The organism is Streptosporangium sp. G12, assembly GCF_052983175.1.
Genome location: NZ_JBRIQO010000002.1, coordinates 224,325 through 246,338, shown reverse-complemented (window position 1 = coordinate 246,338; position 22,014 = coordinate 224,325). Strand labels below are relative to the sequence as shown.

General features: G+C 71.4%; 26 protein-coding genes. 6 read left to right on the top strand and 20 right to left on the bottom strand.

The window, feature by feature from the left end; genetic code table 11:
* Positions 1–45 precede the first annotated feature (45 nt).
* The 9 genes from ACVCAG_RS04300 to ACVCAG_RS04260 all read right to left on the bottom strand — a co-directional run bounded on the left by ACVCAG_RS04300 (position 46) and on the right by ACVCAG_RS04260 (position 8,331).
* Positions 46–321: an acylphosphatase gene (locus ACVCAG_RS04300; protein WP_440084616.1), complete on the bottom strand. Its 276-nt coding sequence runs from the start codon at positions 319–321 to the stop codon at positions 46–48.
* Positions 318–1,184, bottom strand: a complete 867-nt coding sequence (gene mutM / locus ACVCAG_RS04295; protein ID WP_440084615.1) for a bifunctional DNA-formamidopyrimidine glycosylase/DNA-(apurinic or apyrimidinic site) lyase — start codon at positions 1,182–1,184, stop codon at positions 318–320. Before mutM ends, ACVCAG_RS04300 begins: the two co-directional genes overlap by 4 nt.
* A gap of 31 nt (positions 1,185–1,215) precedes the next feature.
* Complete coding sequence (gene rnc / locus ACVCAG_RS04290) at positions 1,216–1,899, bottom strand: ribonuclease III (protein ID WP_329094214.1); 684 nt, start codon at positions 1,897–1,899, stop codon at positions 1,216–1,218.
* A gap of 264 nt (positions 1,900–2,163) precedes the next feature.
* The gene (gene rpmF, locus ACVCAG_RS04285; protein WP_012894381.1) at positions 2,164–2,343 is read right to left on the bottom strand and encodes a 50S ribosomal protein L32; all 180 of its coding nucleotides are present in this window, start codon (positions 2,341–2,343) and stop codon (positions 2,164–2,166) included.
* 1 nt (position 2,344) lies between these two features.
* Positions 2,345–2,896 carry a YceD family protein gene (locus ACVCAG_RS04280; RefSeq protein ID WP_440084614.1) on the bottom strand — a complete coding sequence of 184 codons (552 nt, stop codon included), beginning with the start codon at positions 2,894–2,896 and terminating at the stop codon, positions 2,345–2,347.
* Positions 2,897–2,962: 66 nt separating this feature from the next.
* Positions 2,963–3,439 carry a pantetheine-phosphate adenylyltransferase gene (gene coaD, locus ACVCAG_RS04275; RefSeq protein ID WP_329085210.1) on the bottom strand — a complete coding sequence of 159 codons (477 nt, stop codon included), beginning with the start codon at positions 3,437–3,439 and terminating at the stop codon, positions 2,963–2,965.
* A gap of 15 nt (positions 3,440–3,454) precedes the next feature.
* Positions 3,455–4,078, bottom strand: a complete 624-nt coding sequence (rsmD, locus tag ACVCAG_RS04270) for a 16S rRNA (guanine(966)-N(2))-methyltransferase RsmD (protein WP_447189470.1) — start codon at positions 4,076–4,078, stop codon at positions 3,455–3,457.
* Between the two features lie 425 nt (positions 4,079–4,503).
* Positions 4,504–6,675 carry an ATP-dependent DNA helicase RecG gene (recG, locus tag ACVCAG_RS04265; RefSeq protein WP_440084612.1) on the bottom strand — a complete coding sequence of 724 codons (2,172 nt, stop codon included), beginning with the start codon at positions 6,673–6,675 and terminating at the stop codon, positions 4,504–4,506.
* Positions 6,676–6,744: 69 nt separating this feature from the next.
* Positions 6,745–8,331 (bottom strand): DAK2 domain-containing protein, encoded by a 1,587-nt coding sequence (locus tag ACVCAG_RS04260; protein ID WP_440084611.1) that lies wholly within the window; start codon positions 8,329–8,331, stop codon positions 6,745–6,747.
* Positions 8,332–8,641: 310 nt separating this feature from the next.
* Here ACVCAG_RS04260 and rpmB point away from each other — a divergent pair, with 310 nt between their 5' ends.
* Complete coding sequence (rpmB, locus tag ACVCAG_RS04255) at positions 8,642–8,827, top strand: 50S ribosomal protein L28 (RefSeq protein ID WP_012894387.1); 186 nt, start codon at positions 8,642–8,644, stop codon at positions 8,825–8,827.
* A 131-nt stretch (positions 8,828–8,958) separates the two neighbouring features.
* Here the strand turns inward: rpmB and thiD are convergent, their stop codons facing one another.
* The 3 genes from thiD to ACVCAG_RS04240 all read right to left on the bottom strand — a co-directional run bounded on the left by thiD (position 8,959) and on the right by ACVCAG_RS04240 (position 11,974).
* The gene (thiD, locus tag ACVCAG_RS04250) at positions 8,959–9,768 is read right to left on the bottom strand and encodes a bifunctional hydroxymethylpyrimidine kinase/phosphomethylpyrimidine kinase (RefSeq protein ID WP_440084610.1); all 810 of its coding nucleotides are present in this window, start codon (positions 9,766–9,768) and stop codon (positions 8,959–8,961) included.
* Between the two features lie 52 nt (positions 9,769–9,820).
* Positions 9,821–10,792: a hypothetical protein gene (locus ACVCAG_RS04245; RefSeq protein ID WP_440084609.1), complete on the bottom strand. Its 972-nt coding sequence runs from the start codon at positions 10,790–10,792 to the stop codon at positions 9,821–9,823.
* Between the two features lie 225 nt (positions 10,793–11,017).
* Positions 11,018–11,974 carry a thiamine-phosphate kinase gene (locus tag ACVCAG_RS04240; RefSeq protein ID WP_440084608.1) on the bottom strand — a complete coding sequence of 319 codons (957 nt, stop codon included), beginning with the start codon at positions 11,972–11,974 and terminating at the stop codon, positions 11,018–11,020.
* A gap of 51 nt (positions 11,975–12,025) precedes the next feature.
* On the opposite strand from ACVCAG_RS04240, the gene ACVCAG_RS04235 reads away from it, so the two are divergent.
* Positions 12,026–12,259 carry an Lrp/AsnC family transcriptional regulator gene (locus ACVCAG_RS04235; protein WP_344749082.1) on the top strand — a complete coding sequence of 78 codons (234 nt, stop codon included), beginning with the start codon at positions 12,026–12,028 and terminating at the stop codon, positions 12,257–12,259.
* A gap of 96 nt (positions 12,260–12,355) precedes the next feature.
* Positions 12,356–12,802 (top strand): DUF3515 family protein, encoded by a 447-nt coding sequence (locus tag ACVCAG_RS04230; RefSeq protein WP_440084607.1) that lies wholly within the window; start codon positions 12,356–12,358, stop codon positions 12,800–12,802.
* On the opposite strand, the gene ACVCAG_RS04225 is transcribed toward ACVCAG_RS04230, so the two are convergent.
* The 4 genes from ACVCAG_RS04225 to ACVCAG_RS04210 form a co-directional block, all read right to left on the bottom strand.
* Entirely contained in the window at positions 12,785–13,894 is a 1,110-nt protein-coding gene (locus tag ACVCAG_RS04225) for a D-alanine--D-alanine ligase (protein ID WP_440084606.1), read from the bottom strand. The two genes, ACVCAG_RS04230 and ACVCAG_RS04225, sit on opposite strands and share 18 nt — an antisense overlap.
* Before the next feature lie 50 nt (positions 13,895–13,944).
* A complete protein-coding gene (locus ACVCAG_RS04220; protein ID WP_440084605.1) occupies positions 13,945–15,159 on the bottom strand; it encodes an aminotransferase class I/II-fold pyridoxal phosphate-dependent enzyme in 1,215 nt (404 codons plus the stop codon).
* A gap of 28 nt (positions 15,160–15,187) precedes the next feature.
* Positions 15,188–16,198: an NAD(P)H-dependent glycerol-3-phosphate dehydrogenase gene (locus tag ACVCAG_RS04215; RefSeq protein ID WP_440084604.1), complete on the bottom strand. Its 1,011-nt coding sequence runs from the start codon at positions 16,196–16,198 to the stop codon at positions 15,188–15,190.
* 276 nt (positions 16,199–16,474) lie between these two features.
* Complete coding sequence (locus tag ACVCAG_RS04210) at positions 16,475–17,197, bottom strand: 1-acyl-sn-glycerol-3-phosphate acyltransferase (RefSeq protein ID WP_440084603.1); 723 nt, start codon at positions 17,195–17,197, stop codon at positions 16,475–16,477.
* Between the two features lie 79 nt (positions 17,198–17,276).
* On the opposite strand from ACVCAG_RS04210, the gene cofC reads away from it, so the two are divergent.
* Positions 17,277–17,981 (top strand): 2-phospho-L-lactate guanylyltransferase, encoded by a 705-nt coding sequence (gene cofC / locus ACVCAG_RS04205; protein WP_440084602.1) that lies wholly within the window; start codon positions 17,277–17,279, stop codon positions 17,979–17,981.
* Between the two features lie 53 nt (positions 17,982–18,034).
* Positions 18,035–18,238 (top strand): hypothetical protein, encoded by a 204-nt coding sequence (locus ACVCAG_RS04200; RefSeq protein WP_362693664.1) that lies wholly within the window; start codon positions 18,035–18,037, stop codon positions 18,236–18,238.
* Between the two features lie 137 nt (positions 18,239–18,375).
* On the opposite strand, the gene ACVCAG_RS04195 is transcribed toward ACVCAG_RS04200, so the two are convergent.
* The 4 genes from ACVCAG_RS04195 to leuC all read right to left on the bottom strand — a co-directional run bounded on the left by ACVCAG_RS04195 (position 18,376) and on the right by leuC (position 21,048).
* Positions 18,376–18,675, bottom strand: coding sequence for an HU family DNA-binding protein (locus ACVCAG_RS04195; protein WP_329085236.1), 300 nt, complete (start codon positions 18,673–18,675; stop codon positions 18,376–18,378).
* Between the two features lie 163 nt (positions 18,676–18,838).
* On the bottom strand, positions 18,839–19,093 hold the full coding sequence (locus tag ACVCAG_RS04190; protein WP_440084601.1) for an SCO5555 family protein: 255 nt from the start codon (positions 19,091–19,093) through the stop codon (positions 18,839–18,841).
* Positions 19,072–19,659, bottom strand: a complete 588-nt coding sequence (leuD, locus tag ACVCAG_RS04185; protein WP_440084600.1) for a 3-isopropylmalate dehydratase small subunit — start codon at positions 19,657–19,659, stop codon at positions 19,072–19,074. Before leuD ends, ACVCAG_RS04190 begins: the two co-directional genes overlap by 22 nt.
* Before the next feature lie 12 nt (positions 19,660–19,671).
* Positions 19,672–21,048, bottom strand: a complete 1,377-nt coding sequence (gene leuC / locus ACVCAG_RS04180) for a 3-isopropylmalate dehydratase large subunit (protein ID WP_440084599.1) — start codon at positions 21,046–21,048, stop codon at positions 19,672–19,674.
* Positions 21,049–21,118: 70 nt separating this feature from the next.
* Between leuC and ACVCAG_RS04175 the strand changes: the two genes are divergently transcribed.
* Positions 21,119–21,835 carry an IclR family transcriptional regulator domain-containing protein gene (locus ACVCAG_RS04175; RefSeq protein WP_440084598.1) on the top strand — a complete coding sequence of 239 codons (717 nt, stop codon included), beginning with the start codon at positions 21,119–21,121 and terminating at the stop codon, positions 21,833–21,835.
* Positions 21,836–22,014 lie beyond the last annotated feature (179 nt).

The window sequence follows — 22,014 nt, the reverse complement described above, 5'->3', positions numbered from 1 at the left end:
CTCGACGGTCAACTATACCTTATTTTGGGCGGTTTAGGGAAGCGGTCAGCGCTCGACAAAACCCTGGAGGCCGTCTTTGGTCTCGCTCCAGCGTTCGACGACCCCGTCGACCCGTCCGGGCGTGCTCCCGCCCCTGAGCAGGTCGAGCAGCATCGCGCACGACTTCTCGGGGCCCTGCGCGACCACCTCCACCCGGCCGTCGCCGGTGTTGCGCGCCCAGCCGGTCAGGCCGAGTTCGAGCGCCCTGGCCCGCGTCCACCAGCGGAAACCCACGCCCTGCACGTGTCCCCTGACCCAGGCCGTCAGCCGTACGTCCGTCATGCCACGTCCCTTCTCGGCCTGGGCTGGCAGCGGGGGCAGCTGTAGGAGGAACGGTTCATGAACGACTCGCGGACGATCGGGGTGCCGCACCGGGGGCAGGGCTCGTCGCGCCGGCCGTAAACCGCGAGGGAACGGTCGAAGTAACCGCTCTCGCCATTGACATTCACGTAAAGACTGTCGAAGGATGTGCCGCCCTCGGACAGGGCGGCGGACATCACCTCCCGGGCCGCGGCCAGCAGCTCGACCACCTTCGGCCGGGTCAGCGTCGCGGTGGGGCGGGCGCCGTGCAGCCCGGCCCGCCAGAGGGCCTCGTCGGCGTAGATGTTGCCGACACCGCTGATCAGCGACTGGTCCAGGAGCGCCCGCTTGACCTCGGTCTGGCGGGCGCGCAGCCGGTGGGCGAAGCCGTCGTCGTCGAAGTTCTTCTCGAACGGGTCGGCGGCGATGTGCGCGATCGGCTCGGGCACCGCGCGGCCACCGGCCTGTGTCATGCCGGTCACCAGCACGTGGCCGAAGGTCCGCTGGTCGACGAAGCGCAGCTCGGGACCGCCGTCGGTGAAGCCGATCCGGACCCGCAGGTGCCTCTCCGGCGCCGAGTCCGGCTCCACGACCAGCAGCTGGCCGCTCATCCCGAGGTGCGCCAGGATCGCGTCGGAGCCGCCCAGGGGCAGCCAGAGGTATTTGCCCCTGCGCTCGGCGGGACCGACCGTGCGGCCCTCCATGCGGGCGGAGAACTCCACGGCGCCGGGGACGTGCCGCCTGATCGCCCTCGGGTGGAGCACCTCGGCGCGGGCGACGACCCGGCCGGAGACCCACCGCTCCAGGCCGCGGCGTACCACCTCGACCTCCGGCAACTCGGGCATGCGTCCCTCCTCGGGCGACTCGGCCGGCCGGTCAGCTGGCCTCGCGCCTCTCGCGGTCCTCGCGGATGCGGTTCCAGGCGGCCTCGGCGGCCTGCTGCTCGGCCTCCTTCTTCGAGCGTCCGGACCCCGAGCCGTACGCCTCGCCGCCGACGCGGACGACCGCGGTGAAGGACTTGGCGTGGTCGGGGCCGCTCTCCTCGACATGGTATTCGGGCACGCCGAGCGACTCGGACGCGGTGAGCTCCTGCAGGGAGGTCTTCCAGTCGAGTCCGGCGCCGAGCGAGGCGGACCGGGTGATGAGCGGGTCGAAGAGCAGGTGGACGACGCGGAACGCCTCGTCCAGGCCCCTGTTGACGTAGACCGCGCCGATGAGCGCCTCGAGGGTGTCGGCGAGGATCGAGGACTTGTCGCGACCCCCCGTACCCTCCTCGCCCCGGCCGAGCCGCAGGAAGCGGCCCAGGCCCAGCGAGCGGGCCACGTCGGCGAGGGCGCGCATGTTGACCACCGCGGCCCTGAGCTTGGCCAGCTGCCCCTCGGGCAGGTCCGGGTGGTTGCGGTAGAGGGTGTCGGTGACGACCAGGCCGAGCACCGAGTCGCCGAGGAACTCCAGGCGCTCGTTGGTCGGCAGGCCGCCGTTCTCGTACGCGTAGGAGCGGTGCGTCAGCGCCCGCTCCAGGATGGCGACGTCAAGGCGCACCAGAAGGAGGCGCTCCAGCTCTTCCTTGACGAACTCGACGGCGACAGGCTTGACGCTCGTACCCACGGCTTCTCCTCGCACGTTCTCTCAGCGAATGCGCGATGGCGAAGGAAGGAACGAGAGATGCCCGAAGATGTGGTGGGCGCCGGGAGGGCACGCGTTCTACCGCGAACCCCGGCGTCCACCACAGCCGCGGGCGGACCGCCATCGCAGGGGGTGCAGACGGTGACGCCGACCGGGGCCCGTGGAGGACCCGGCCGGCATCCGTCGGTCAGAATGCGATCAGGCGGAGGGCTCGATCACCTGACGGCGGTTGTAAGTGCCGCAGGTCGGACACGCCACGTGCGGACGCTTCGGCGAGCGGCACTGGGGGCAGCTCACGAGCGAAACCGCGGCGGCCTTCCACTGCGACCTGCGGGAGCGAGTATTGCTCCGCGACATCTTGCGCTTGGGGACAGCCACGTCAGCTCTCCTGATCGTTGTTATGTTCCGGAATCAGACCTTGCAGCTTCGCCCAGCGGGCGTCGACAACCTCGTGGCCGTGGTCAGGCTCGGCATCGGCCAGCCTGACCCCGCACTCCACGCAGAGCCCGGTGCAGTCTTCGCTGCAGACCGGGCTCAACGGCAGTGTGAGCACCACCGCGTCGCGAAACACGGGTTCGAGGTCGAGAAGCTCACCGTCGAGAAGCGAGTCACTCTCGGCAGCATCCTCTGCCGAGTAGAAGAACAGCTCCTGGAAGTCCACCTCGGTTCGTGAGATGACCGGTTCCAGGCAGCGTGCGCACTCCCCCCGCAGCGGGGCTTGCGCAGTGCCCGTGACGAGCACACCCTCCATGACCGCCTCAAGCCGGATGTCCAGCTCGACGTCGGCGTCCTTGGGGACGCCGATCATGTCGACGCCGATGTCCGCCGGTGCCGGGAGAACGAGATTCATCCTGCGCATCGACCCTGGTCGCCGCCCCAGGTCATGGGTCGAGATCACCCATGGGGCTCGGGGGTCAAGGTGCTGAGTCATTCCGCTCTCATTAGGCATGGCGCATCATCGCCGTCGTGCAAGGCCGAAATAAGAGAATAGCAGGGCCTAGCCCCTGAGCCGTTCGACCAGGAGTTCCTGCACAAGATCAGGTACCAGCCCGGCCACGTTCCCGCCGTACTTGACGATCTCCTTGATCCGGCTGGACGACAGGAAGGAGACCTCGGGGCCGGTGGCCATGAACAGGGTCTCCACCCCGGACATCCGGTAGTTGAGCTGCGCCATCTGGAGCTCGTAGTCGAAGTCGCTGACCGCGCGCAGGCCCTTCACGATGGCGGGGATCTCCTGCTGCCTGCAGTAGTCGACCAGGAGGCCGTGGAACTTGTCCACGCGGACGTTCCCGTACTCCTTGGTGACCGTCTGGAGCGTCTGGATGCGCTCCTCCACCGTGAACAGGCTCTTCTTCTCGATATTGATCAGTACGGCCACGACGACCTCGTCGTACTGCCGGGAAGCCCGGCCGATGATGTCCAGATGACCGTTCGTGACGGGATCGAACGATCCCGGACAGACAACGCGACGCAAGGTGGACCCCCTGCTCTAAGGATTCCCGGAGGCGCGACCGTACCAAACGGACGCTTCGCCGTAACGACGGACCCTCTCCTCTTCGTACCCAGAGGGCCAGACCAGATCCTTCCCCCTGCTCTCCCGCTCCACGGCGACCAGCGCGTCCTCGGCCAGCCAGCCCCGGTCGCGCAGCAGCCCGAGCACCGTCTCCACCTCCTCGGCGCCCAGCGCGTACGGCGGGTCGGCGAGGACGAGGTCGTACGGCCTCCCCACGCTCCCTGCGCTCTCGACGCTCTCGGTGCCCTGGGCGTTTCCGGCGCCCCCGGGACCTCTGGCCAGCAGCCGCTCCACCCTGTCGGCGGCGACCTCCGCCCCCGGAAGGCCCAGCGAGGCGACGTTCTGCCTGATCGTCCGGATCGCCCTGGCGTCCGACTCCACGAGAAGCGCGTGGCCGGCACCCCGGGAGAGCGCCTCGAGCCCGAGCGCCCCGGAACCCGCGTAGAGGTCGAGCACCCGGCACCCTTCCAGCGGGCCGATCAGCGACCCCACGGTGGAGAAGATCCCCTCCCTGGCCCGGTCGCTGGTGGGGCGTGTCCCCCGTCCCGGCGGCACGGCCAGCCGCCGCCCTCCTGCGCTTCCCGCGATGACTCGGCTCACCCGGCCATCCTCTCAGTGCCGTTTCGGTGCCGGTCCCGCCGCCGTCCACGCTCCCGTCCCGAGGGCGCCGTGCGCAGCACCGGCGTGTCGCGACGCATCACATAACCGCAGGTCAAAAGGGTCCTGGTAGGTGATCTAGGTCAAGAGTGGGCAAGGAGTGGCGACGAAAGCGTAAGGGTCGTTCCGTCCGGTGCCGGTCCCTTGCATGATGATTCCTGCGGCCTCCAAGTGACCCAGGGGGAGGCCGACCGGCGTGATCGTGAGCCCTTCCGCACGCCGGTGCTCTCGGCACCTGACCCGGGAGTGGGCCCAAGCGGGGACGGCATTCGGGGGGAGGCCGTCCCCGCAGTTGGGCACCGGGATCGAGATCCCCGCCGAGCACCGCGGACAGGCGGTCCGGCCGGGCACTCCACGGCCTCGTTCCCTCAGGTCTTCTCCAGGTACTCGGCGCGCTCGTCCGCGAGAAGCCTGTCGATCTCCGCACGGAGCACGGGATGCCCCGCCAGCTCGGGGTCGGCCTCCAGCATGGCCTCGGCGTCCAGGCGCGCGGCGTGGATGACGTCCTCGTCGCGAAGGAGCCTGAGCATCTTCAGTGACGATCTGCGCCCCGACTGGGCCACACCGAGCACATCACCCTCCCTGCGCTGCTCCAGGTCGACACGGGACAGCTCGAAGCCGTCCAGGGTGGCCGCCACGGCGTCGAGCCGCGCCCTCGCCGGCGTGCCCCCCGGGGAGTCGGTCACCAGCAGGCACAGTCCGGGCAGCCCGCCGCGCCCGACCCGGCCACGGAGCTGGTGGAGCTGGGAGACGCCGAACCGGTCGGCGTCCATGATGACCATGACCGAGGAGTTGGGGACGTCGACGCCGACCTCGATGACCGTGGTCGCCACCAGCACGTCGATCTCTCCCCGGGTGAAGGCCTTCATCACCGCCTCCTTCTCCTCCGGCGGGAGCTTGCCGTGGAGCACCTCCGTACGGAGCCCGTGCAGCGGCCCCTTCGCGAGCGTCTCGGCCACGTCGAGCACCGCCAGCGGCGGCCTGCGCTCGTCGTCGGCCTTCGACATGTCGCCCTCGTCGCCCTCCAGGTCACCGATGCGCGGGCACACCACGTAGGCCTGGCGGCCCAGCTCGATCTCCTCGCGCAGCCGCGTCCAGGCCCGGTCGAGGAAGTGCGGCTTCTCCGCGGCGGGGACCACGTGCGTGGTGATCGGGGCACGGCCCGAGGGCAGCTGGGAGAGCGTGGAGACCGTGAGGTCGCCGAAGACCGTCATGGCGACGGTGCGGGGGATGGGCGTGGCGGTCATGACGAGCACGTGCGGACGACCGCCCCCGGCCTTCTCGCGGAGCGCGTCGCGCTGCTCGACGCCGAACCGGTGCTGCTCGTCGACCACGACCAGGCCGAGGTCGGCGAACTGGACGCGTTCCTGCAGGACAGCGTGGGTGCCGACGACGATGCCCGCCGCGCCCGAGGCCGCGTCGAGCATGGCCGAGCGGCGGGCCGCGGCGCCCAGCGAGCCGGTCAGCAGGGCGACCGCGGTGCCGCCGAACATGCCGCCGGCGGCCAGGTCCCCGAGCATGGCCGAGATCGACCGGTGGTGCTGCTGGGCGAGCACCTCGGTGGGTGCCAGCAGCACGGCCTGCCCCCCGGCGTCGACCACCTGGAGCATCGCCCGCAGCGCGACGACGGTCTTGCCCGCGCCGACCTCGCCTTGGAGCAGCCGGTGCATGGGGTGGGGCAGCGCCAGGTCCGCCGCGATCTCCTCGCCCACGTCGCGCTGGCCCTCGGTGAGCTCGAACGGCAGCCGCCCGTCGAAGTCGGCGAGCAGCCCGCCGGAGATCGCGGGCCGGGGCGTGGCGGGCCAGGAGGCCGCGGCCATCCGGCGCTGCAGCAGCACCGCCTGGAGCAGGAACGCCTCATCGAACCTGAGCCGCTTGCGCGCCCTGGCCACGTCGGCGTGGTCGCGCGGGCGGTGGATCGCCAGCAGCGCCTCCGACAGGCCGGGAAGCCGGTGGCGGGCGCGCAGCTCCGCGGGGAGGGAGTCGTCGAGCTCGCCCATCGTGTCGAGGACGACGCCCAGCGCCCTGCGGATCGCCCAGGGCGTCACGTCCTTGCCCGCCGGGTAGATCGGCACGAGCGCGGCGGCGAACTCCTCGGCGCCCGTCTCGCTCTCCTCGATCATCTCGAACTCGGGGTGGGAGAGCTGCCACTTGCGTTTCTCGCCCTGGCCGAAGGCGCCGACCTTCCCGGCGAACATGCCGCGCCTGCCCGGCTTCAGCCGCGTCTCCGCGATGTGGGACGTCTTCCCGAAGAACGACAGGTAGATCTTGCTGCCCCGGGCGTCGACGACCTCGACCTCCAGCCAGGTGCCGCCCTTGTTGCGCATCGGCCTGCGCATCGCCCTGGTGACCTCGCCCACCACGGTGACGTGGTCGTCGACCCGCAGGTCGTCGAGATCGGTCAGCTCGCCCCGCTCGGCGTAGCGCCGCGGGTAGTGCCGCAGCAGGTCGCCGACGGTGCGCAGGTCGAGAACGCTCTCCAGCAGCTTGGCCGTCTTGGGGTCAAGCGCCTTCGCCAGCGGCTCGTCGAAGCTCGTCACCCCCGTTTTCTACCGTGCCCAGGCGACAGAATTCACCCACCGCGGCTCACCCGGCCGTCCGGCACCGGCTCATTCCACCCCGATCAGCAGCGGATAGCCGCCCTGCCCGCCCTCGTACCGGACCACCTCGACGTCCGGCCTGGTCCCGGCCAGATGGTCCTGTACGGCGCGTGCGAGCCCCTCGGGGGCGTCGGCGCCCTCCAGGAGGGTCACCAGCTCGCTGCTGGAGGAGACCATGCGGCGTACGACCTCCAGCGCGGTCGCCTCCAGATCCGTGCCGATCAGCGCGGCGTCACCGTCGACCACCCCCAGGACGTCGCCGGGGGCGGTCAGGCCCGCGCTCGTCATGACCTCGCGGTCGGCCACCCACACGTGCCCGTGGCGGGTGTGCGCGGCGGCCTCGGTCATGGCGACCACGTCGTCGTCGAAGCGGCGCAGCGGGTCGTGGACGGCCAGCGCCGACAGGCCCTGCACCGAGGCCCTGGTCGGGAGGACGCCGACCACCAGGCCCTCCTCCCTCGCGATCTCCGCGGCGGCGGCCGCGACCTCGCGCGTGTCGCTGTCGTTGGGCAGGACCACGACCTCGGACCCGGCCTCGCGGACGGCGGCGAGCACCGCCGCCAGCGGAGGGCTGGAGCCGGGCTCGCGCCGGACGACCACGGCTCCCGCCTCCTCGAACACCGCCGCCAGCGCGGGCCCCGCGGCCACGGCCACCACGCCCCTCCCCCGCGCGACCGGATGGGTCCTGCCCGAGGCGACCAGATACGTCACCTTGATCCGGTGAGGGCGGCCCCGCCTCATCGCCGCCTCGATCGCCGCGCCCGCGTCGTCCACATGGACGTGGACGTTCCACAGGCCGTCCCCGCCCACGACCACCAGCGAGTCGCCGAGCGCGTCGAGCTCCTCCCGCAGTGCGGCGACCTCTTCCTCTCCGGCGTCCAGCAGGTACATGACCTCGTAGCCGGGCCCCTCTCCGCCCTCCCGGGCTTCCCGGGGGGTCTCCGGGACGATCCGGTGCGCCGGGGCGGGGATGTCCACCCTGCCGGTGTAGGAATCGGTGACGACGGCGGCGAGGCTCTCCAGGATGATCGTCAGGCCCGCCCCGCCCGCGTCGACCACCCCGCCGCGGGCCAGCACGTCGAGCTGCCCCGTGGTGCGGCGGAGCGCGGAGCGCGCCTCCCCCGCCGCCCTCCTCGCGACCGAGGCGAGATCCTCCCGCCCGTCGCGGACCGCCGCGGCCACGGCCGCCAGGACGCTCAGGATCGTGCCCTCGACCGGTCTGGACACCGCGGCGCGGGCCAGCTCGGCGGCTCTGACCAGGCCTCGTCCGAGGTCGGCGCCGTGCCCCTCGGCCTCCCTGAGCACCTCGGCGAGGCCGCGCAGCGCCTGGCTGACGATCACCCCCGAGTTGCCGCGGGCGCCGAGCAGCGCCCCCTGCGCGAACGCCCGCCAGGTGGCCTCGGCCCCGGCGTCGTCGGGCAGCCCGTCGAGCGCCTCGGCGGCGGAGAGCATGGTCAGGTGCAGGTTGGTGCCGGTGTCGCCGTCGGGCACGGGAAAGACGTTGAGCGCGTCGATCTCCTCGCGCGCCCTTCCGAGCGTCTCGGCGGCCAGCCGCGACCATCTGCGCACCGCGAGCGGGTCGAGAACCTGCAGCATTCCTGCCCTCCTGCTCCCCGGCTCCTGCTCGCGCCCGCCGGACGCCCTCACCGGGCTCCGGGCGTCTCCCGATCCGCTCTCGGCTCCACTGCCCCGCCCGGCTCTCCGGCGAGACCCGCCGTGGCGTGTCCCGGAATGCGCTACGGTTGCCTCCGGAGATTATCCCCGTTCGACCGTTCACGGCGGCTCGCGTTCGCGTGCAGGGCCGGACATCGGATATCCTCGTGTGGCCAGCCGGTCGTCCCGGCGTGCCCGATGACCGCCGCCAGTGCGGCGGATCGAGCCTCTCGACTGATATAAGGAGCGAACCGTGGCTTCCGTCTGCGACGTTTGCGCTAAGAAGCCGACCTTCGGCAACAACGTCTCCCACTCGCACCGCCGCACCCGCCGCCGCTGGAACCCGAACATCCAGCCCGTGCGCGCAGTGGTGAACGGCACGCCGAAGCGGCTGAACGTGTGCACCTCCTGCATCAAGGCCGGCAAGGTCACCCGCTAGCCAGACCTCCGCGAAGCCCGCCGTCCCACGCGATGGGGCGGCGGGCTTCGCCGTTTCCCGGCGGGTCTCCGTCCCGGTCCCGTTCAAGAAACCGTCCCGCTCAGGAGACGCGGCTCAGGAGAACGTCCCGCTCAGGAGACGCGCAGGCGCCAGGCGTGGTCGACGGGGCCGATGCCCGCCCCCAGGGGGAAGCCGTGTGCGATCGCGCCGGTGACGTACGCCTTCGCCTTCTCCACGGCGGGCGGGACGTCCTCGCCGAGGGCGAGGTGGGAGGCGATCGCGGAGGCCAGGGTGCAGCCCGTGCCGTGGGTGTGCCGGTTGTCGTGGCGCTCCGCGGTGAAACGGAACTCGCGCGTGCCGTCGGTCAGCAGGTCGACCGGCGCACCCGGCAGGTGACCCCCCTTGACGAGCGCCCACGCGGGCCCGAGCTCCAGGATCGCGTCGGCGGCCCGGCGCAGGTCGGGCTCGTCCTCGACCTTCACCCCGGTGAGCTGCAGGACCTCCCACAGATTGGGGGTGACCACCGTGGCGGTGGGCAGCAGGCGCGTCTTCACCGTCTCCACCGCCTCGGGCGCGAGGAGCGCGTCGCCGTGCTTGGAGACCCCGACGGGATCGACCACGACGGGCACGTCCAGCCCCGCCAGGACCTCGGCCACCGTCTCCACCAGTACCGGTGAGGCGAGCATGCCGGTCTTGACCGCCTGGGCCCCGATGTCACCGAGCACCGAGTCGAGCTGGGCCCGTACCGCCTCCGGGGGAAGCTCCCAGTAGCCCTGCACGCCGACCGAGTTCTGGGCGGTCACCGCGGCGATCACACTCATGCCGTGCACGCCGAGGGCGAGCATGGTCTTCAGGTCGGCCTGGATTCCCGCACCGCCTCCGGAGTCGGAGCCGGCGACGGTCAGCACGCGAGGGGGGGTCGAAACGGTCATGTTCCCCATCCAACCAGCCCCGCTCCGGCCCGCGAAGCGCCGGGGCGGGCGGCGCACCGGGTCAGGCGACGGCGCACTCTCCCTGGTCGCTCTGGCAGCTCTGCGGGATCTCCGCGTCACCGCTCGCGGTGAAGGTGACGACAAGCTCCTCGTCGGCCCCCAGACCCTCCGGTGACTCGATCAGCAGGCTGTCGCCGACCTGCTCCCAGTCGGCTCCGCTCACCGAGGTGACCTCCCCGCTGACCGGCACGCTCACCTTGAGCCGCTCGACGCTCTCGTTCGCGGCGACCACGAGCTCGACGGTGTAGGTGCGCGATCTCTCCCTCACGATGTCCGCGCCGACCGTGATCGCGGCACCCCCGGCGAGCGGGGCCGCACTGGAGGCCGTCTCGCTGGGCACGGGGTCGGGCCCGGCGCTGCTCGGGGACTGCTCGGGAGCCGGCGTACGGTCACCGGCGACGAGGGGCTGGGGGGCATCGGGGGTGGAACCGGGCTCGGGCTCGTCGGCGGACTCCTCGGAAGACGACGAGTCGTCGGTGTCCGCCGGCGCGCGGGTGGCCTTCCGCGTCGGTGTGGGCCGGGGGGTGGAGGTGCCCTCGCCTCCGCCACGGGTGGAGGTGCGGTCGGGGGCCGGGGTGGACCTCGTCCTCTCGTCACCCGGCCGCGGCGTCTCGTCGCCCGTCTCCGAGGGCTCGTCGTCCGGCGCCGGCTCCTCCAAGGGCTCCTCCACCGCGGGCTCGTCGGCGGTGTCGGTCTCCGGCACCGGCTGGTTCGACGCCGCCGCGACGCAACCGGCGGGCGGGCAGTCGGCGGGGCTCCCGGAGCCGGCCAGGGCCCGGACGCCGACCACGGTCCCGCCGAGCACCACGGCCACCGCGGCGACGATCAGCACCGTCTTCCTGATCCGCCCGCCGGGCCGCTCCTCGTCCTCGGGCCACGGATCGAACGGGGTGGACTCCTTGGACGAGCCGGACGGCTCGGACTCCGAGCTCCATCCCGACCCCAGGAAACCCGTCCGGGTCTCGGTGGTCACCGACTCCTCGGGACGGAGTCGGCGCCCGATCGGCTCGTCCCCCCGACCTGGTTCCGGAGCGAACTCCGGCTCGCGTTTACCCCGGTCCGGGGAAGCCTCTTCCCCGGTTCCACCGTGGCGGCCCATATGGCCCCTTTCTCGAAGGGAATCTCGACCGCCCATCTTCATACCAGTTAGGTAAACGTTTGTCGCAATTTTCACAGATGTCGCAGGAAGTGGTAAGGATCACACCCGGAAGTGGTCCCAGCCTCCCCGGTCGAGCGAAAGGCCCTTGACCTGCACGCCTTCCCCCTCAATGACGTGACCCGCCACGTTCCAGCCCTCCGGGAGCCGTACGTGGGCCGGGAAGGTCGCGGCGAGCGCGTGGTCGTCGCCGCCGGAGAACACCCACTCCAGCGGATCGACGCCGAGCAGCCGGGCGGCCTCTCGCATCGCCGGCGGGAGGGTGAACGCCTCCGGGTCGAGGACGAGCGCGACTCCGGCCGCCGCGGCCACATGACCGAGGTCCTGCAGCAGGCCGTCGCTCACGTCGAGCATGGCCGTCGCGCCGAGCCCGGCGGCCTCCGGGCCGCGCGCGTAGGGCGGGCACGGGCGGCGGTGGGCGTCGATCAGCTCCACCGGCCCGGACAGGCCCGCGCGGAGCAGCGCGAGCCCGGCGGCGGCGTGCCCGAGGCGACCCGCGACGGCGACCACGTCGCCCGGGCGGGCCCCCGACCGCGTGACGGGTGCCCGGCCACCCAGGTCGCCCAGGGCGGTGACGGCGATCACGACGAGGTCGCTGCGGGTGATGTCACCGCCCGCCACGCTGGCTCCGACGAGGTCGCACTCGTCGCGGAAGCCGTCGGTGAGATCGTCCAGCCAGCCGGTGGTGGTGTCGGCGGGTATCCCGAGGCCGACCACGAGGCCGGTGGGGTCGGCCCCCATCGCCACGACGTCGGAGAGGTTCTGCGCCGCGGCCTTGCGGCCGATGTCGTAGCCACTGGACCAATCGCGCCGGAAGTGCCTACCCTCAATCAACAGGTCAGTCGTCACGACGACCCGCCCGTCGGGAGCGCTCACCACCGCGGCGTCGTCCCCGGGGCCGAGCAATACGGTCCTACCTTGTGGCAAACGTCCGGCAATACGTGCAACAACCCCGAATTCGCCGAGATCTCCGACTGTGATGACACACCTCCTGTTCATCACAGGGTACGGTGGCCCTTCGGCACTGATCCAATCGCCCGGGAGGTCGTTATGGTGCAGGCCTATATCCTCATCCAGACCGAGGTCGGCAAGGCCGCGAACGTGGCTTCGGCGATCTCCGGCATCTCAGGTGTCACGCAGGCCGAGGACGTCACGGGACCCTACGACGTGATCGTGCGCGCCGAGGCCCGCAACGTCGACGAGCTGGGGAAGCTCGTGGTGGCGCAGATCCAGGGTGTGGAGGGGATCACGCGTACGCTGACGTGCCCCATCGTCCATATCTGAGCCCACATCTGAGTCCGCGTCCGAGCCCGCGCGTGAATTCGTGCCCGGACTCACACGCGGGTCCTCGAATCCGTATCCGATCGTCTGGAACGTGACATGTCACTGCGGTTCGCCCGCCGGGCGGGGTGCGCCTGTGCCCTGCTGATCCTGGTGGGATGCGGCGGCGCCGTCCGGGTCGAGCCGCCGGTCCCCGATGCGCCCGCCGCCGCCGCGTGCCGGGCGCTCGCCGAGAGGCTTCCGGGGAAACTCGACGGCGCGGACCGGACGGAGTCCACTCCCGCCTCCCCCTACGTCGCCGTGTGGGGGGAGGCTCGCATCGCCCTGCGCTGCGGGGTGCCGCGACCGGTGACGATGTCGCCGACCGACCAGGTGCCCGAGATCGACGGGGTGGCGTGGTACGCCGACCCGGCCAGGCCGACGCTGTTCACCGCGATCGGCAGGGAGGCCTACGTCGAGGTGACGATCGCGCGGGAGCACATCCCGCAGAACGTGCTGGTCGCTCTCGCGGCCCCCATCAAGAGCGCCCTACCGCAGACCGGGTGAGCGTCCGAGCGCGAGCTGGATCAGCCGGTCGACCAGCTCGGCGTAGGGCACCCCGGTGGCGGCCCACAGCTGCGGCGCCACCGACATCGCGGTGAAGCCCGGCATGGTGTTGATCTCGTTGACGATCAGCCGTCCGTCGGGGGTGTAGAAGAAGTCGACCCGTGACAGGCCCTCGCAGCCCAGTGCCTCGAAGGCGCGGACGGCCATCGCCCGCAGCTCCTCGGCCGTCTCCTGGGGGATGGCGGCGGGCACGGACAGGGACATGTCGCTTCCGATGTACTTGGCCTCGAAGTCGAAGAACTCGTGGTCGCCGTGGACCAGCACCTCGCCGGGCAGGCTGGCCCTGGGCGCCTCGTCGCCCGGCGACTCCAGCACCGCGCACTCGATCTCGCGGCCCGTGACGGCGGCCTCGACCAGCACCTTGGGGTCGTGCTCGCGGGCGAACTCGATGGCCCGCTCCAGCTCCTCCAGGGTGGCGGCCTTGGAGATGCCCTGGCTGGACCCGGCGCGCGCGGGCTTGACGAAGACCGGCCAGCCGAGCTCCTGGACCTCCTTGAGCACCCGGCCGCGGTCGGTCCGCCAGTCGCGGTCGCGGATCACGACGTACGGGCCGACGGGCAGGCCGGCGGCGGCGAGGACCAGCTTCATGTACGCCTTGTCCATGCCGACCGAGCTGGCCAGCACCCCGGAGCCGACGTAACGGACCCCGGCCATCTCCAGCAGTCCCTGGATCGTGCCGTCCTCGGCGAAGGGGCCGTGCATCACGGGGAAGACGACGTCGACCTGGCCGAGCTCGACGGGGATGCTGCCGGGGTCGTACGCCACCAGCGAGCCGTCACCGGAGGCCAGCGCCAGCGACGCGCCCGCCGCGTCGACGGCGGGCAGCTCACCGCTCTCGATCTCGTAGCGCTGCTCCCCGGAGGCGAGCACCCACCGGCCGTCCGTGGCGATCCCGATGGGGACCACCTCGTACTTGGATCTGTCGATGGCCCCCAGCACGCTTCCCGCCCCGAGAATGGAGACGGCGTGCTCGGAATTGCGACCGCCGAAGACGACGGCGACCCTCGGTAGGGGTTCGTGCTGCTCACTCATGATGACCGAATGTACCCCCTGTTAGAGGGCAATCCGGCTGTTAGACGCGCCTACCTACCCGATGCGGGTAGTGAGTCGAGGGCCTGGGTGACGTCCATGATGAGATCCTCGGCGTCCTCCAGCCCGATGGAGAACCTGACCGCCGCCGCGTCGGTCCCCGATTCGTCACCGGGCCGCCGGTGGGTGGCCGAGGCCACGTGCGCGGCCTTGGTACGGGTTCCTCCGGCGGAGGTGGCGATCGAGACGAGCTTGAGCGCGTCGGCCAGGGCCACTCCCGCGTCGTAGCCGCCGCGCGGGGTGATCGTCACGCAGGCGCCGTATCTCGTGCCCTCGGGACCGGAGTCGAACAGGTGCCTGGCGAGCTGGTGACCGGGATGTCCCGGCAGCCCCGGGTAGTCGACCCGGCGTACGGCGGGGTGCTTGGCCACGGCGGCGGCGAAGACCATCGCGGTGGAGCACATCCGGCGGACCCGCAGCGGCAGGGTCTCCAGCCCACGGCGGAGCAGGAACGCGTCGTCGGGGGAGAGGGTGCCCCCGGTGTCGATCCGGACCTCGCGCAGCTGGGCGATCAGGTCGGGGCGGCCGACCGCCACGCCCCCGGCGCAGTCGTCGTGACCGCCGAGATACTTGGTCGCGGAGTGGATCACCAGGTCGGCGCCGTGTTCGAGGGGGCGGCACACGATCGGGGTGGCGAAGGTCGAGTCGACCACCAGCAGCGCCCCCGCGGCGCGGGCGATCCGGTAGAGGCCCCGGATGTCGGAGACGGCCATGGTGGGGTTGGACAGCGTCTCCGCGTAGATGATCTTCGTGTTGGGTTTGATCGCCGCCTGCACCCTGGCCAGCTCGCCGTAGCCGACGAAGTCGGCGCCGACCCCGAACCTGGCCAGCACGTTCGTGATCAGCGAGTGGGTCCCGCCGTAAAGCGGGGTGGGGGCCACGATGTGCGCGCCCGCGCGCAGGAACGTCATCAGGACGGCGTTGACGGCGGCCATCCCCGAGGCGAACGCCTGCCCCGCCACGTCCTCGGGCGCCGCGGCGCCCTCCAGGGAGGCCACCGCCGCGGCGAAGGCGGCGGTGGTGGGGTTGTCGATCCGGCCGTAGGCGTAGCCGGAGCTCTTCTCGTCGAACACCTCGGCGTACTCGGCGGAGTCGCCGAAGCCCCACGCGGAACTGCGCCACACGGGAAGGCCGAGAGGGGGCTGCCGGGGCGTCTCGGGAGCGGGCAGGTGCACCGACCGGGTGTTCTCGCCCTTGCGCCTACGCATCCGTCTGTTCATCGACCACGCTGTCCGTTCACAGGCCGTACCGTTCCGGCTTGGGAGTCCGCGACATCAGGAGCACCCCGGCCTCGCTGGGGGGCATCGCGTCGTGGACGACGGCCACCACCACCTCGGTGATCGGCATCTCCACGTCGTGCTTTCTGGCCAGTTCGAGCACCGACTCGCAGGATTTGACCCCCTCGGCGGTCTGTTTCGTCGCGGCGATGACCTCGTCCAGCGTCATACCTCGCCCGAGATTCTCCCCGAAAGTACGGTTCCGCGACAATGGGGACACGCAGGTCGCCACGAGATCGCCCATGCCCGCGAGGCCCGCGAAGGTGTGCGGGTCGGCGCCGAGCACCGTACCCAGCCGGGAGATCTCCGCCAGCCCGCGCGTCATCAGCATCGCCCCGACGTTGTCGCCGAGCCCCATCCCCGCCGAGATGCCGACCGCCAGGGCGATCACGTTCTTGACGGCCCCGCCGAGCTCGACCCCGATGACGTCGGGGTTGGTGTACGGGCGGAACCAGGGCGGCAGGTAGCAGGCCGCCTGGAGGCGCTCCATCGCCCGCTCGTCCGTGCAGGCGACCACGGTGGCGGCCGGCTGGCCCCTGACGATCTCGCCGGCCAGGTTGGGGCCGGACACCACCGCGACCCGTTCCTGGGGCACCTCGGCGACCTCGCAGATCACCTCGCTCATCCGCTTGGTGGTGCCCAGCTCGATGCCCTTCATCAGGCTGACCAGCACCGCGTCGGGCGGCAGGTGCGGCTTCCAGCGGGTCAGGTTCTCCCTCAGGGTCTGGGAGGGCACCGCGAGCACCACGAAGTCGGCGCCTTCGAGGGCCTCGGCGGGGTCGGTGGTGGCGCGCAGCGTCTCGGGCAGCACCGCGCCCGGCAGGTAGTCGGGGTTCTCGTGCCGCCGGTCGATCGCCTCGACGATCTCCGGCTTGCGTCCCCACAGCGTCGTCCGGGTGCCCGCCCCGGCGAGGATCATGCCGAAGGTCGTCCCCCACGAGCCCGTGCCGAACACGGCCGCCTTGGTCATCGGTTCTCCTCGGGCGTGGGGACCCCCGCCTTCGAGCGGGGAAGGGGACGCGGCGCGGTGCCGCGTCCGGCTGCGGCGACGGCCGGGCCACCGCGGGTGTGTTCGGCGCCGTCCTCGCCGCCTGGCCGGCGGAGAGGCGAGACGCCTGTGGAGCTGGTGTGGAACCTCAAGGGATTTCTCCTGGCGGGCGACCGGCGGTGAATCGGGAACTCTCACGGGCGACCGTGGGAAGCCCCTCCTTCGGGGAGGGGAGGATGTCAACACCGTACGCCGAAGTCAGTTGTCGGACGGTCGCTTGAACGGCGTCTCGGGTGCCTTCTCCCCGCGGATCTCGGCCAGCTGGGCCGTGATGGCCGCCATGATGTCGGCGGTCGCCTCGCGCAGGACCTCGGCGGAGACCGGCTGTCCCTCGTGGCCCGCGTACTTCGACAGGTCGACCGGCGGTCCCGTCTGCACGCGGAAGGTCTTGCGCGGCAGCAGGCGGGGCCTCCTGGCGCCGTACGGCAGGATCTCCTGGGCTCCCCAGTGGGCGACGGGGATCACCGTCGCGCCGGTGGCCAGCGCGAGCCTGGCCGCGCCGGTCTTGCCCTCCATCGGCCAGAAGCCCGGGTCGCGGGTGCAGGTGCCCTCCGGGTAGAACATCACGCACGCCCCGGCGGCGAGCCGCCGCCGGGACTCCTCCAGCGAGCGCGCCGCGTCGGCGCTTCCCCGGTGGACCGGGATGGCCTGCAGCGCCCTCACCAGGGAACCGACCAGCGGTACCGAGAAGAGACCCGACTTGGCGAGGATCACCGGCCAGCGGCCGTGGTTGTAGAGGAAGTGCGCGACGAGGATGGGGTCCAGCCACGACAGGTGGTTGGTCACCATGATGATCCCGCCCGTCCTGGGCAGGCGGTCGCTGCGACGCCAGTCCTTCTTGACCAGGAGCCACGAGATCGGCTTGACGATCGTGACGGCGAAGGCCACCCAGAATCGCGAAGGCCATCCGGGGCGTCTCATGGGCTCCTCCATATGAGCGGGATGCGCCCCAAGTCTCCCGGTTGGCTCCGGGGGATGTCGAGGCGGGATGCTTAAGGCTATGTCTGCTTCGGAGAGCTCCGGCTGGACCCTCGTCGTCCCGGTCAAGACGCTGGTCGCCGCCAAGACCCGTCTGTCGGCCGCGGCGGGCCCGCACCGGGCCGCGCTGGCCGTGGCGATCGCCTGCGACACCGTCGAGGCGGCGCTGAGCTGCGCGCTCGTCGCACGGGTGATCGTGGTGACGGGCGACCCCGTGGCCGCGAAGGCGCTCGGCGAGGTCGGCGCGCACGTGGTCGGCGACCCGGAGGAGGGGCTGAACGCCGCCCTGCGGCACGGCGCTCTCGAGGCGGTGCGGCTGGCGCCCGGCGACCCCGTCGGCGCCCTCCAGGCCGACCTTCCCGCCCTTCGCCCCGCGGAGCTGGCCCGCGTGCTGACCGCCGCCGCGGAGTTCGGCCAGATGTTCCTGCCCGACGCCGCCGAGATCGGCACGACCTTCTACGGCGTACGGCCGGGGGTGCCGTTCACGCCGGGATTCGGCGGCGAGTCGCGGGACCGGCACCTGCGGCGTGGCGCCAAGGAGCTCTGCGTGGACGGAGTGGAGTCGGTCCGCCACGACGTGGACACCCCGGACGACCTGCGCCTGGCGCTGACCCTCGGCGTCGGCCCCCGCACGCTGGCGGTGGCGAGAAAGATCTCGGCGTCGGGCCCGGACGGAGGGCGAGACCCGGAGGACGGGGACGGCGGACCGAGAACGGACCGCGAATGAGACGAGGGCGGCGGGCGCGGGACGGGCGCCCAGGCGGGAGTTAGGCTGGGCGGGTGCAGGCGACGGTGCGGAACTTCGACCCGGCGACCCGGTCGGGGTCGGTCTTCCTGGACGACGGGACAGAGATCCCGTTCGAGGCGGCGGCGTTCGACGCGGGGCCGCTGCGGCTGCTCAGGTCCGGCCAGCGGGTCAACCTCGTCATGGACGGCGACGACGTCACCTACGTCACCCTCTCGACCTTCCCCGTTCCCGGGTAGAGGCCCCGTTCCCGGACAGGCGGCGCCGGGCACGCACCGGGGAGGTCCTCGGGTGAGCGGCCTCGCCGGGCGAGGCCGCCGGGAAAGCCGGACGCCCGGCCCCCCGTCGTGGGAGTCCGGGCGCCTGTGCCCGAGGCCTACCGCTTCTTGGACGCCTTCTTGCCGCCGGTGTTGACGAGTTCCTTGAAGTCGGAGCCCGGCCGGAACTTCGGCCCCCAGCTCTCGGCGACGCGAATCTCGGCCCCCGTCGAGGGGTTGCGGGCGGTGCGGGCCGGCTTGTGCACCATCTCGAAAGCACCGAACCCCGTGATCGAGACCTTGTCGCCATTCGCGACGGCGGTCTGGATGGCGTCGAGCACCGCGTTCACGGCCTCGGTGGCCGTCTTCTTGTCGCCCACCCGATCCGCGATGGCGTCGACGAGTTCCTTTTTGTTCATAAGGTTGCTCCCCCTGCTTACCGATGTCCGGGAGTGGGTCACGAGGCAGAAAACCCGTCTCACCCGATTTGTCACGGCGAGGGGTCTCATCACAGATCTCTCATCAACGATCACGATGAGAAACCCCTTGCCCGCTTGAAATTAGGGGACGGAGCCGTATGACTCAATCACCTTCCGCAATGTTTCCAGTGCTTGGCGTATCTGAAACCACGACATCAATGCTGAGAAGGAACAAATCAAGACGCCCGGCGGCGTGTTCGAGGTCGCGTTTGGCCAAATCGCAGATGGCCAGAAGACGCCGCGCGAGACGTTTTTTCTCCTCGTCGGGCACGGGCAGGGACCGGACGTGGCGGTGCGCCTCGCGCAACCGCCACGCCAGCTCGTGTTCTGAACTCGTCAGACGGTCGTCGGCAGCCATGGCTGCCGACCATTCTCGTATGCCCCTATGGCGTCGGCGTTGCGCAGGGTCAGCCCGATGTCGTCCAGGCCCTCCGTGAGCCGCCAGCGCGTGTAGTCGTCGATCTCGAACGCGGCGACCTCGCCGGCCCAGCGGACCTGGCGTTCTCCCAGGTCGACGGTGATCTCCAGCGTGGGATCCGCCTCCACCGCGGTCTGCAGGGCCTCGACGATCTCGCCCGGCAGGACGACCGGGAGCAGACCCATCTTGGTGGAGTTATTACGGAAGATATCCCCGAAGCGGGCCGCGATCACGACGCGGAAACCGTACTGCTGCAGCGCCCAGACCGCGTGCTCGCGGGAGGAGCCGGTGCCGAAGTCGGGTCCGGCGAGCAGGATCGTGGCGCCCTCGTGGGCGGGGTTGTTCAGTACGAAGCCGGGGTCCTCGCGCCAGGCGGAGAACAGCCCCTTCTCGAAACCGGTCCGGCTGACCTGCTTGAGCCAGACGGCGGGGATGATCTGGTCGGTGTCGACGTTGCTGCGGCGCAGCGGCACGGCCCGGCCGGTGTGGGTGACGAACGCTTCCATCGCGAGGACTCCTTACAGGTCGGCGGGCGCGGTGAGTTTGCCGGTGACGGCGGTCGCGGCGGCGACCTGCGGGGACACGAGGTGCGTACGGCCGCCCTTGCCCTGACGTCCCTCGAAGTTGCGGTTGGAGGTCGAGGCGCTGCGCTCGCCGGGGGCGAGGGTGTCGGGGTTCATGCCCAGGCACATGGAACAGCCGGCCTCGCGCCATTCGGCGCCCGCGTTCCTGAAGACCTCGTGCAGCCCCTCCTGCTCGGCCTGGAGCTTGACCAGCATCGAGCCGGGCACGATCAGCGTGCGCGTGACGACCTGGCGCCCGCGCAGCACGTCGGCCACGGCACGCAGGTCCTCCAGACGCCCGTTGGTGCAGGAGCCCACGAAGACCGTGTCGACCTGGACCTCGCGGAGCGGGGTGCCCGCGGTCAGGCCCATGTACTCCAGGGCGCGGGCGGCGGCGGCCGGGTCGTCGGTGTCCTCGGGGCGCGGCACGGACGTCCCCAGCGGGGCGCCCTGACCAGGGTTGGTGCCCCAGGTGACGAACGGGGTCAGCGTCGCGGCGTCGATCTCCACGACGGTGTCGAAGGCGGCGTCCTCATCGGTCACCAGCGACTTCCAGTACGCGACCGCGGCGTCCCAGTCCGCGCCGGACGGCGCGTGGGGGCGGCCCTTGAGGTATTCGAAGGTGGTCTCGTCCGGAGCGATCATGCCCGCGCGGGCGCCCGCCTCGATGGACATGTTGCAGACGGTCATCCGGCCCTCCATGGAGAGCTTGCGGATGGCCTCGCCGCGGTACTCGACGATGTATCCCTGGCCGCCGCCGGTACCGATCTTGGCGATGATCGCCAGGATCAGGTCCTTGGCCGTGACGCCGGGCGGCAGCTCGCCGGAGACCTCGATGGCCATCGTCTTCGGCCGGTAGGCGGGCAGCGTCTGGGTGGCCAGCACGTGCTCGACCTCGGAGGTGCCGATACCGAACGCGATGCCGCCGAAGGCACCGTGGGTGGAGGTGTGAGAATCACCACACACGATCGTCATGCCGGGCTGGGTGAGGCCGAACTGCGGGCCGATGATGTGGACCACGCCCTGGCCCGCGTCGCCCATCGGATAGAGCCGGACGCCGAACTCCGCGCAGTTCTTGCGCAGCGTCTCGACCTGCACCCGCGACACCGGGTCGTCGATGGGACCGCGTACGGTCGGGACGTTGTGGTCCTCGGTGGCGATGGTGAGCTCGGGCCGCCGGATGGGGCGATTGGCCAGGCGCAGGCCGTCGAACGCCTGCGGGCTCGTGACCTCGTGGATGAGGTGCAGGTCGATGTAGAGCAGGTCGGGTTCTCCTTCGGCACGTCGCACGACGTGCTGCTCCCATACCTTCTCCGCGAGCGTGCGGCCCATGTCGCCTCCTTGCGATCGGCTGTCCCACTCCCACTTGCTTTCTCATATGTCGAGACGGCAGTATCGGTGTATGGACAACTCTAGCGGAGTCGGCGTACTCGACAAGGCCGTCCTCGTGCTCAATGCCCTCGAAGCAGGCCCGGCGTCCCTCGCACAGCTCGTTCAGGCCACCGGCCTGGCACGGCCCACGGCCCATCGGCTGGCCGTCGCGCTGGAGCATCACCGGATCGTCTCCCGCGACACACAGGGCCGGTTCGTACTGGGCCCACGCCTGTCCGAGTTGTCCACGGCCGCCGGCGAGGACCGGCTGCTGGCCGTCGCCTCCCCGATCCTCACCCAGCTCAGGGACCTGACCGGGGAAAGCGCGCAACTTTACCGTCGCCAGGGTGACGAGCGGGTCTGCGTGGCCGCCGCCGAGCGCGCCAGCGGGCTGCGCGACACCGTGCCGGTCGGCTCGGCGCTGCCGATGCTCGCCGGTTCCGCGGCGCAGATCCTGCTCGCCTGGGAGGAGCCCGACCGCCTGCACCGGGGCCTGCGCGGGGCCAAGTTCACCGCGGCCACGCTGGCGAGCGTGCGGCGCAGGGGCTGGGCGCACAGCGTCGGCGAGCGCGAGCAGGGCGTCGCCAGCGTCTCGGCGCCGATCAGGGGCGCGGCCGGCAAGGTGGTCGCCGCGGTGTCGGTCTCCGGCCCGATCGAGCGCCTGACCCGCACCCCCGGCCGCCTTCACGCCGCCCCCGTGGTCACCGCCGCCGAGCGGATCACCGAATCGATGCGCCGCGCCAACTGAGGACCGGCCGAGGACCGGCCGAGGACCGGTTGGCGGCCGGCCGACGGCGAGCGGCCACGTCACGGCGACCGGCGGCGAGCCGGAGAACCACCCGGCCGTCGGCGAGCGGCCCGCAGCGCCGGAGGACCACGCCGGCCGGTGACGAGCGGGCCGCCGGGCCGGACGGCGGTGCCGGGCCT

Coding starts and splice junctions, on each gene's coding strand:
- ACVCAG_RS04235 (WP_344749082.1), top strand. CDS start 12,026: ATGGTGCAGGCCTATATCCTCATCCAGACCGAGGTCGGCAAGGCCGCG.
- ACVCAG_RS04280 (WP_440084614.1), bottom strand. CDS start 2,896: ATGACTCAGCACCTTGACCCCCGAGCCCCATGGGTGATCTCGACCCAT.
- ACVCAG_RS04190 (WP_440084601.1), bottom strand. CDS start 19,093: ATGGCTGCCGACGACCGTCTGACGAGTTCAGAACACGAGCTGGCGTGG.
- ACVCAG_RS04260 (WP_440084611.1), bottom strand. CDS start 8,331: ATGCTGCAGGTTCTCGACCCGCTCGCGGTGCGCAGATGGTCGCGGCTG.
- ACVCAG_RS04225 (WP_440084606.1), bottom strand. CDS start 13,894: ATGAGTGAGCAGCACGAACCCCTACCGAGGGTCGCCGTCGTCTTCGGC.
- leuD (WP_440084600.1), bottom strand. CDS start 19,659: ATGGAAGCGTTCGTCACCCACACCGGCCGGGCCGTGCCGCTGCGCCGC.
- leuC (WP_440084599.1), bottom strand. CDS start 21,048: ATGGGCCGCACGCTCGCGGAGAAGGTATGGGAGCAGCACGTCGTGCGA.
- ACVCAG_RS04215 (WP_440084604.1), bottom strand. CDS start 16,198: ATGACCAAGGCGGCCGTGTTCGGCACGGGCTCGTGGGGGACGACCTTC.
- thiD (WP_440084610.1), bottom strand. CDS start 9,768: ATGGGGAACATGACCGTTTCGACCCCCCCTCGCGTGCTGACCGTCGCC.
- ACVCAG_RS04240 (WP_440084608.1), bottom strand. CDS start 11,974: ATGAACAGGAGGTGTGTCATCACAGTCGGAGATCTCGGCGAATTCGGG.
- ACVCAG_RS04220 (WP_440084605.1), bottom strand. CDS start 15,159: ATGCGTAGGCGCAAGGGCGAGAACACCCGGTCGGTGCACCTGCCCGCT.
- cofC (WP_440084602.1), top strand. CDS start 17,277: ATGTCTGCTTCGGAGAGCTCCGGCTGGACCCTCGTCGTCCCGGTCAAG.
- ACVCAG_RS04175 (WP_440084598.1), top strand. CDS start 21,119: ATGGACAACTCTAGCGGAGTCGGCGTACTCGACAAGGCCGTCCTCGTG.
- ACVCAG_RS04230 (WP_440084607.1), top strand. CDS start 12,356: ATGTCACTGCGGTTCGCCCGCCGGGCGGGGTGCGCCTGTGCCCTGCTG.
- ACVCAG_RS04210 (WP_440084603.1), bottom strand. CDS start 17,197: ATGAGACGCCCCGGATGGCCTTCGCGATTCTGGGTGGCCTTCGCCGTC.
- ACVCAG_RS04300 (WP_440084616.1), bottom strand. CDS start 321: ATGACGGACGTACGGCTGACGGCCTGGGTCAGGGGACACGTGCAGGGC.
- ACVCAG_RS04195 (WP_329085236.1), bottom strand. CDS start 18,675: ATGAACAAAAAGGAACTCGTCGACGCCATCGCGGATCGGGTGGGCGAC.
- mutM (WP_440084615.1), bottom strand. CDS start 1,184: ATGCCCGAGTTGCCGGAGGTCGAGGTGGTACGCCGCGGCCTGGAGCGG.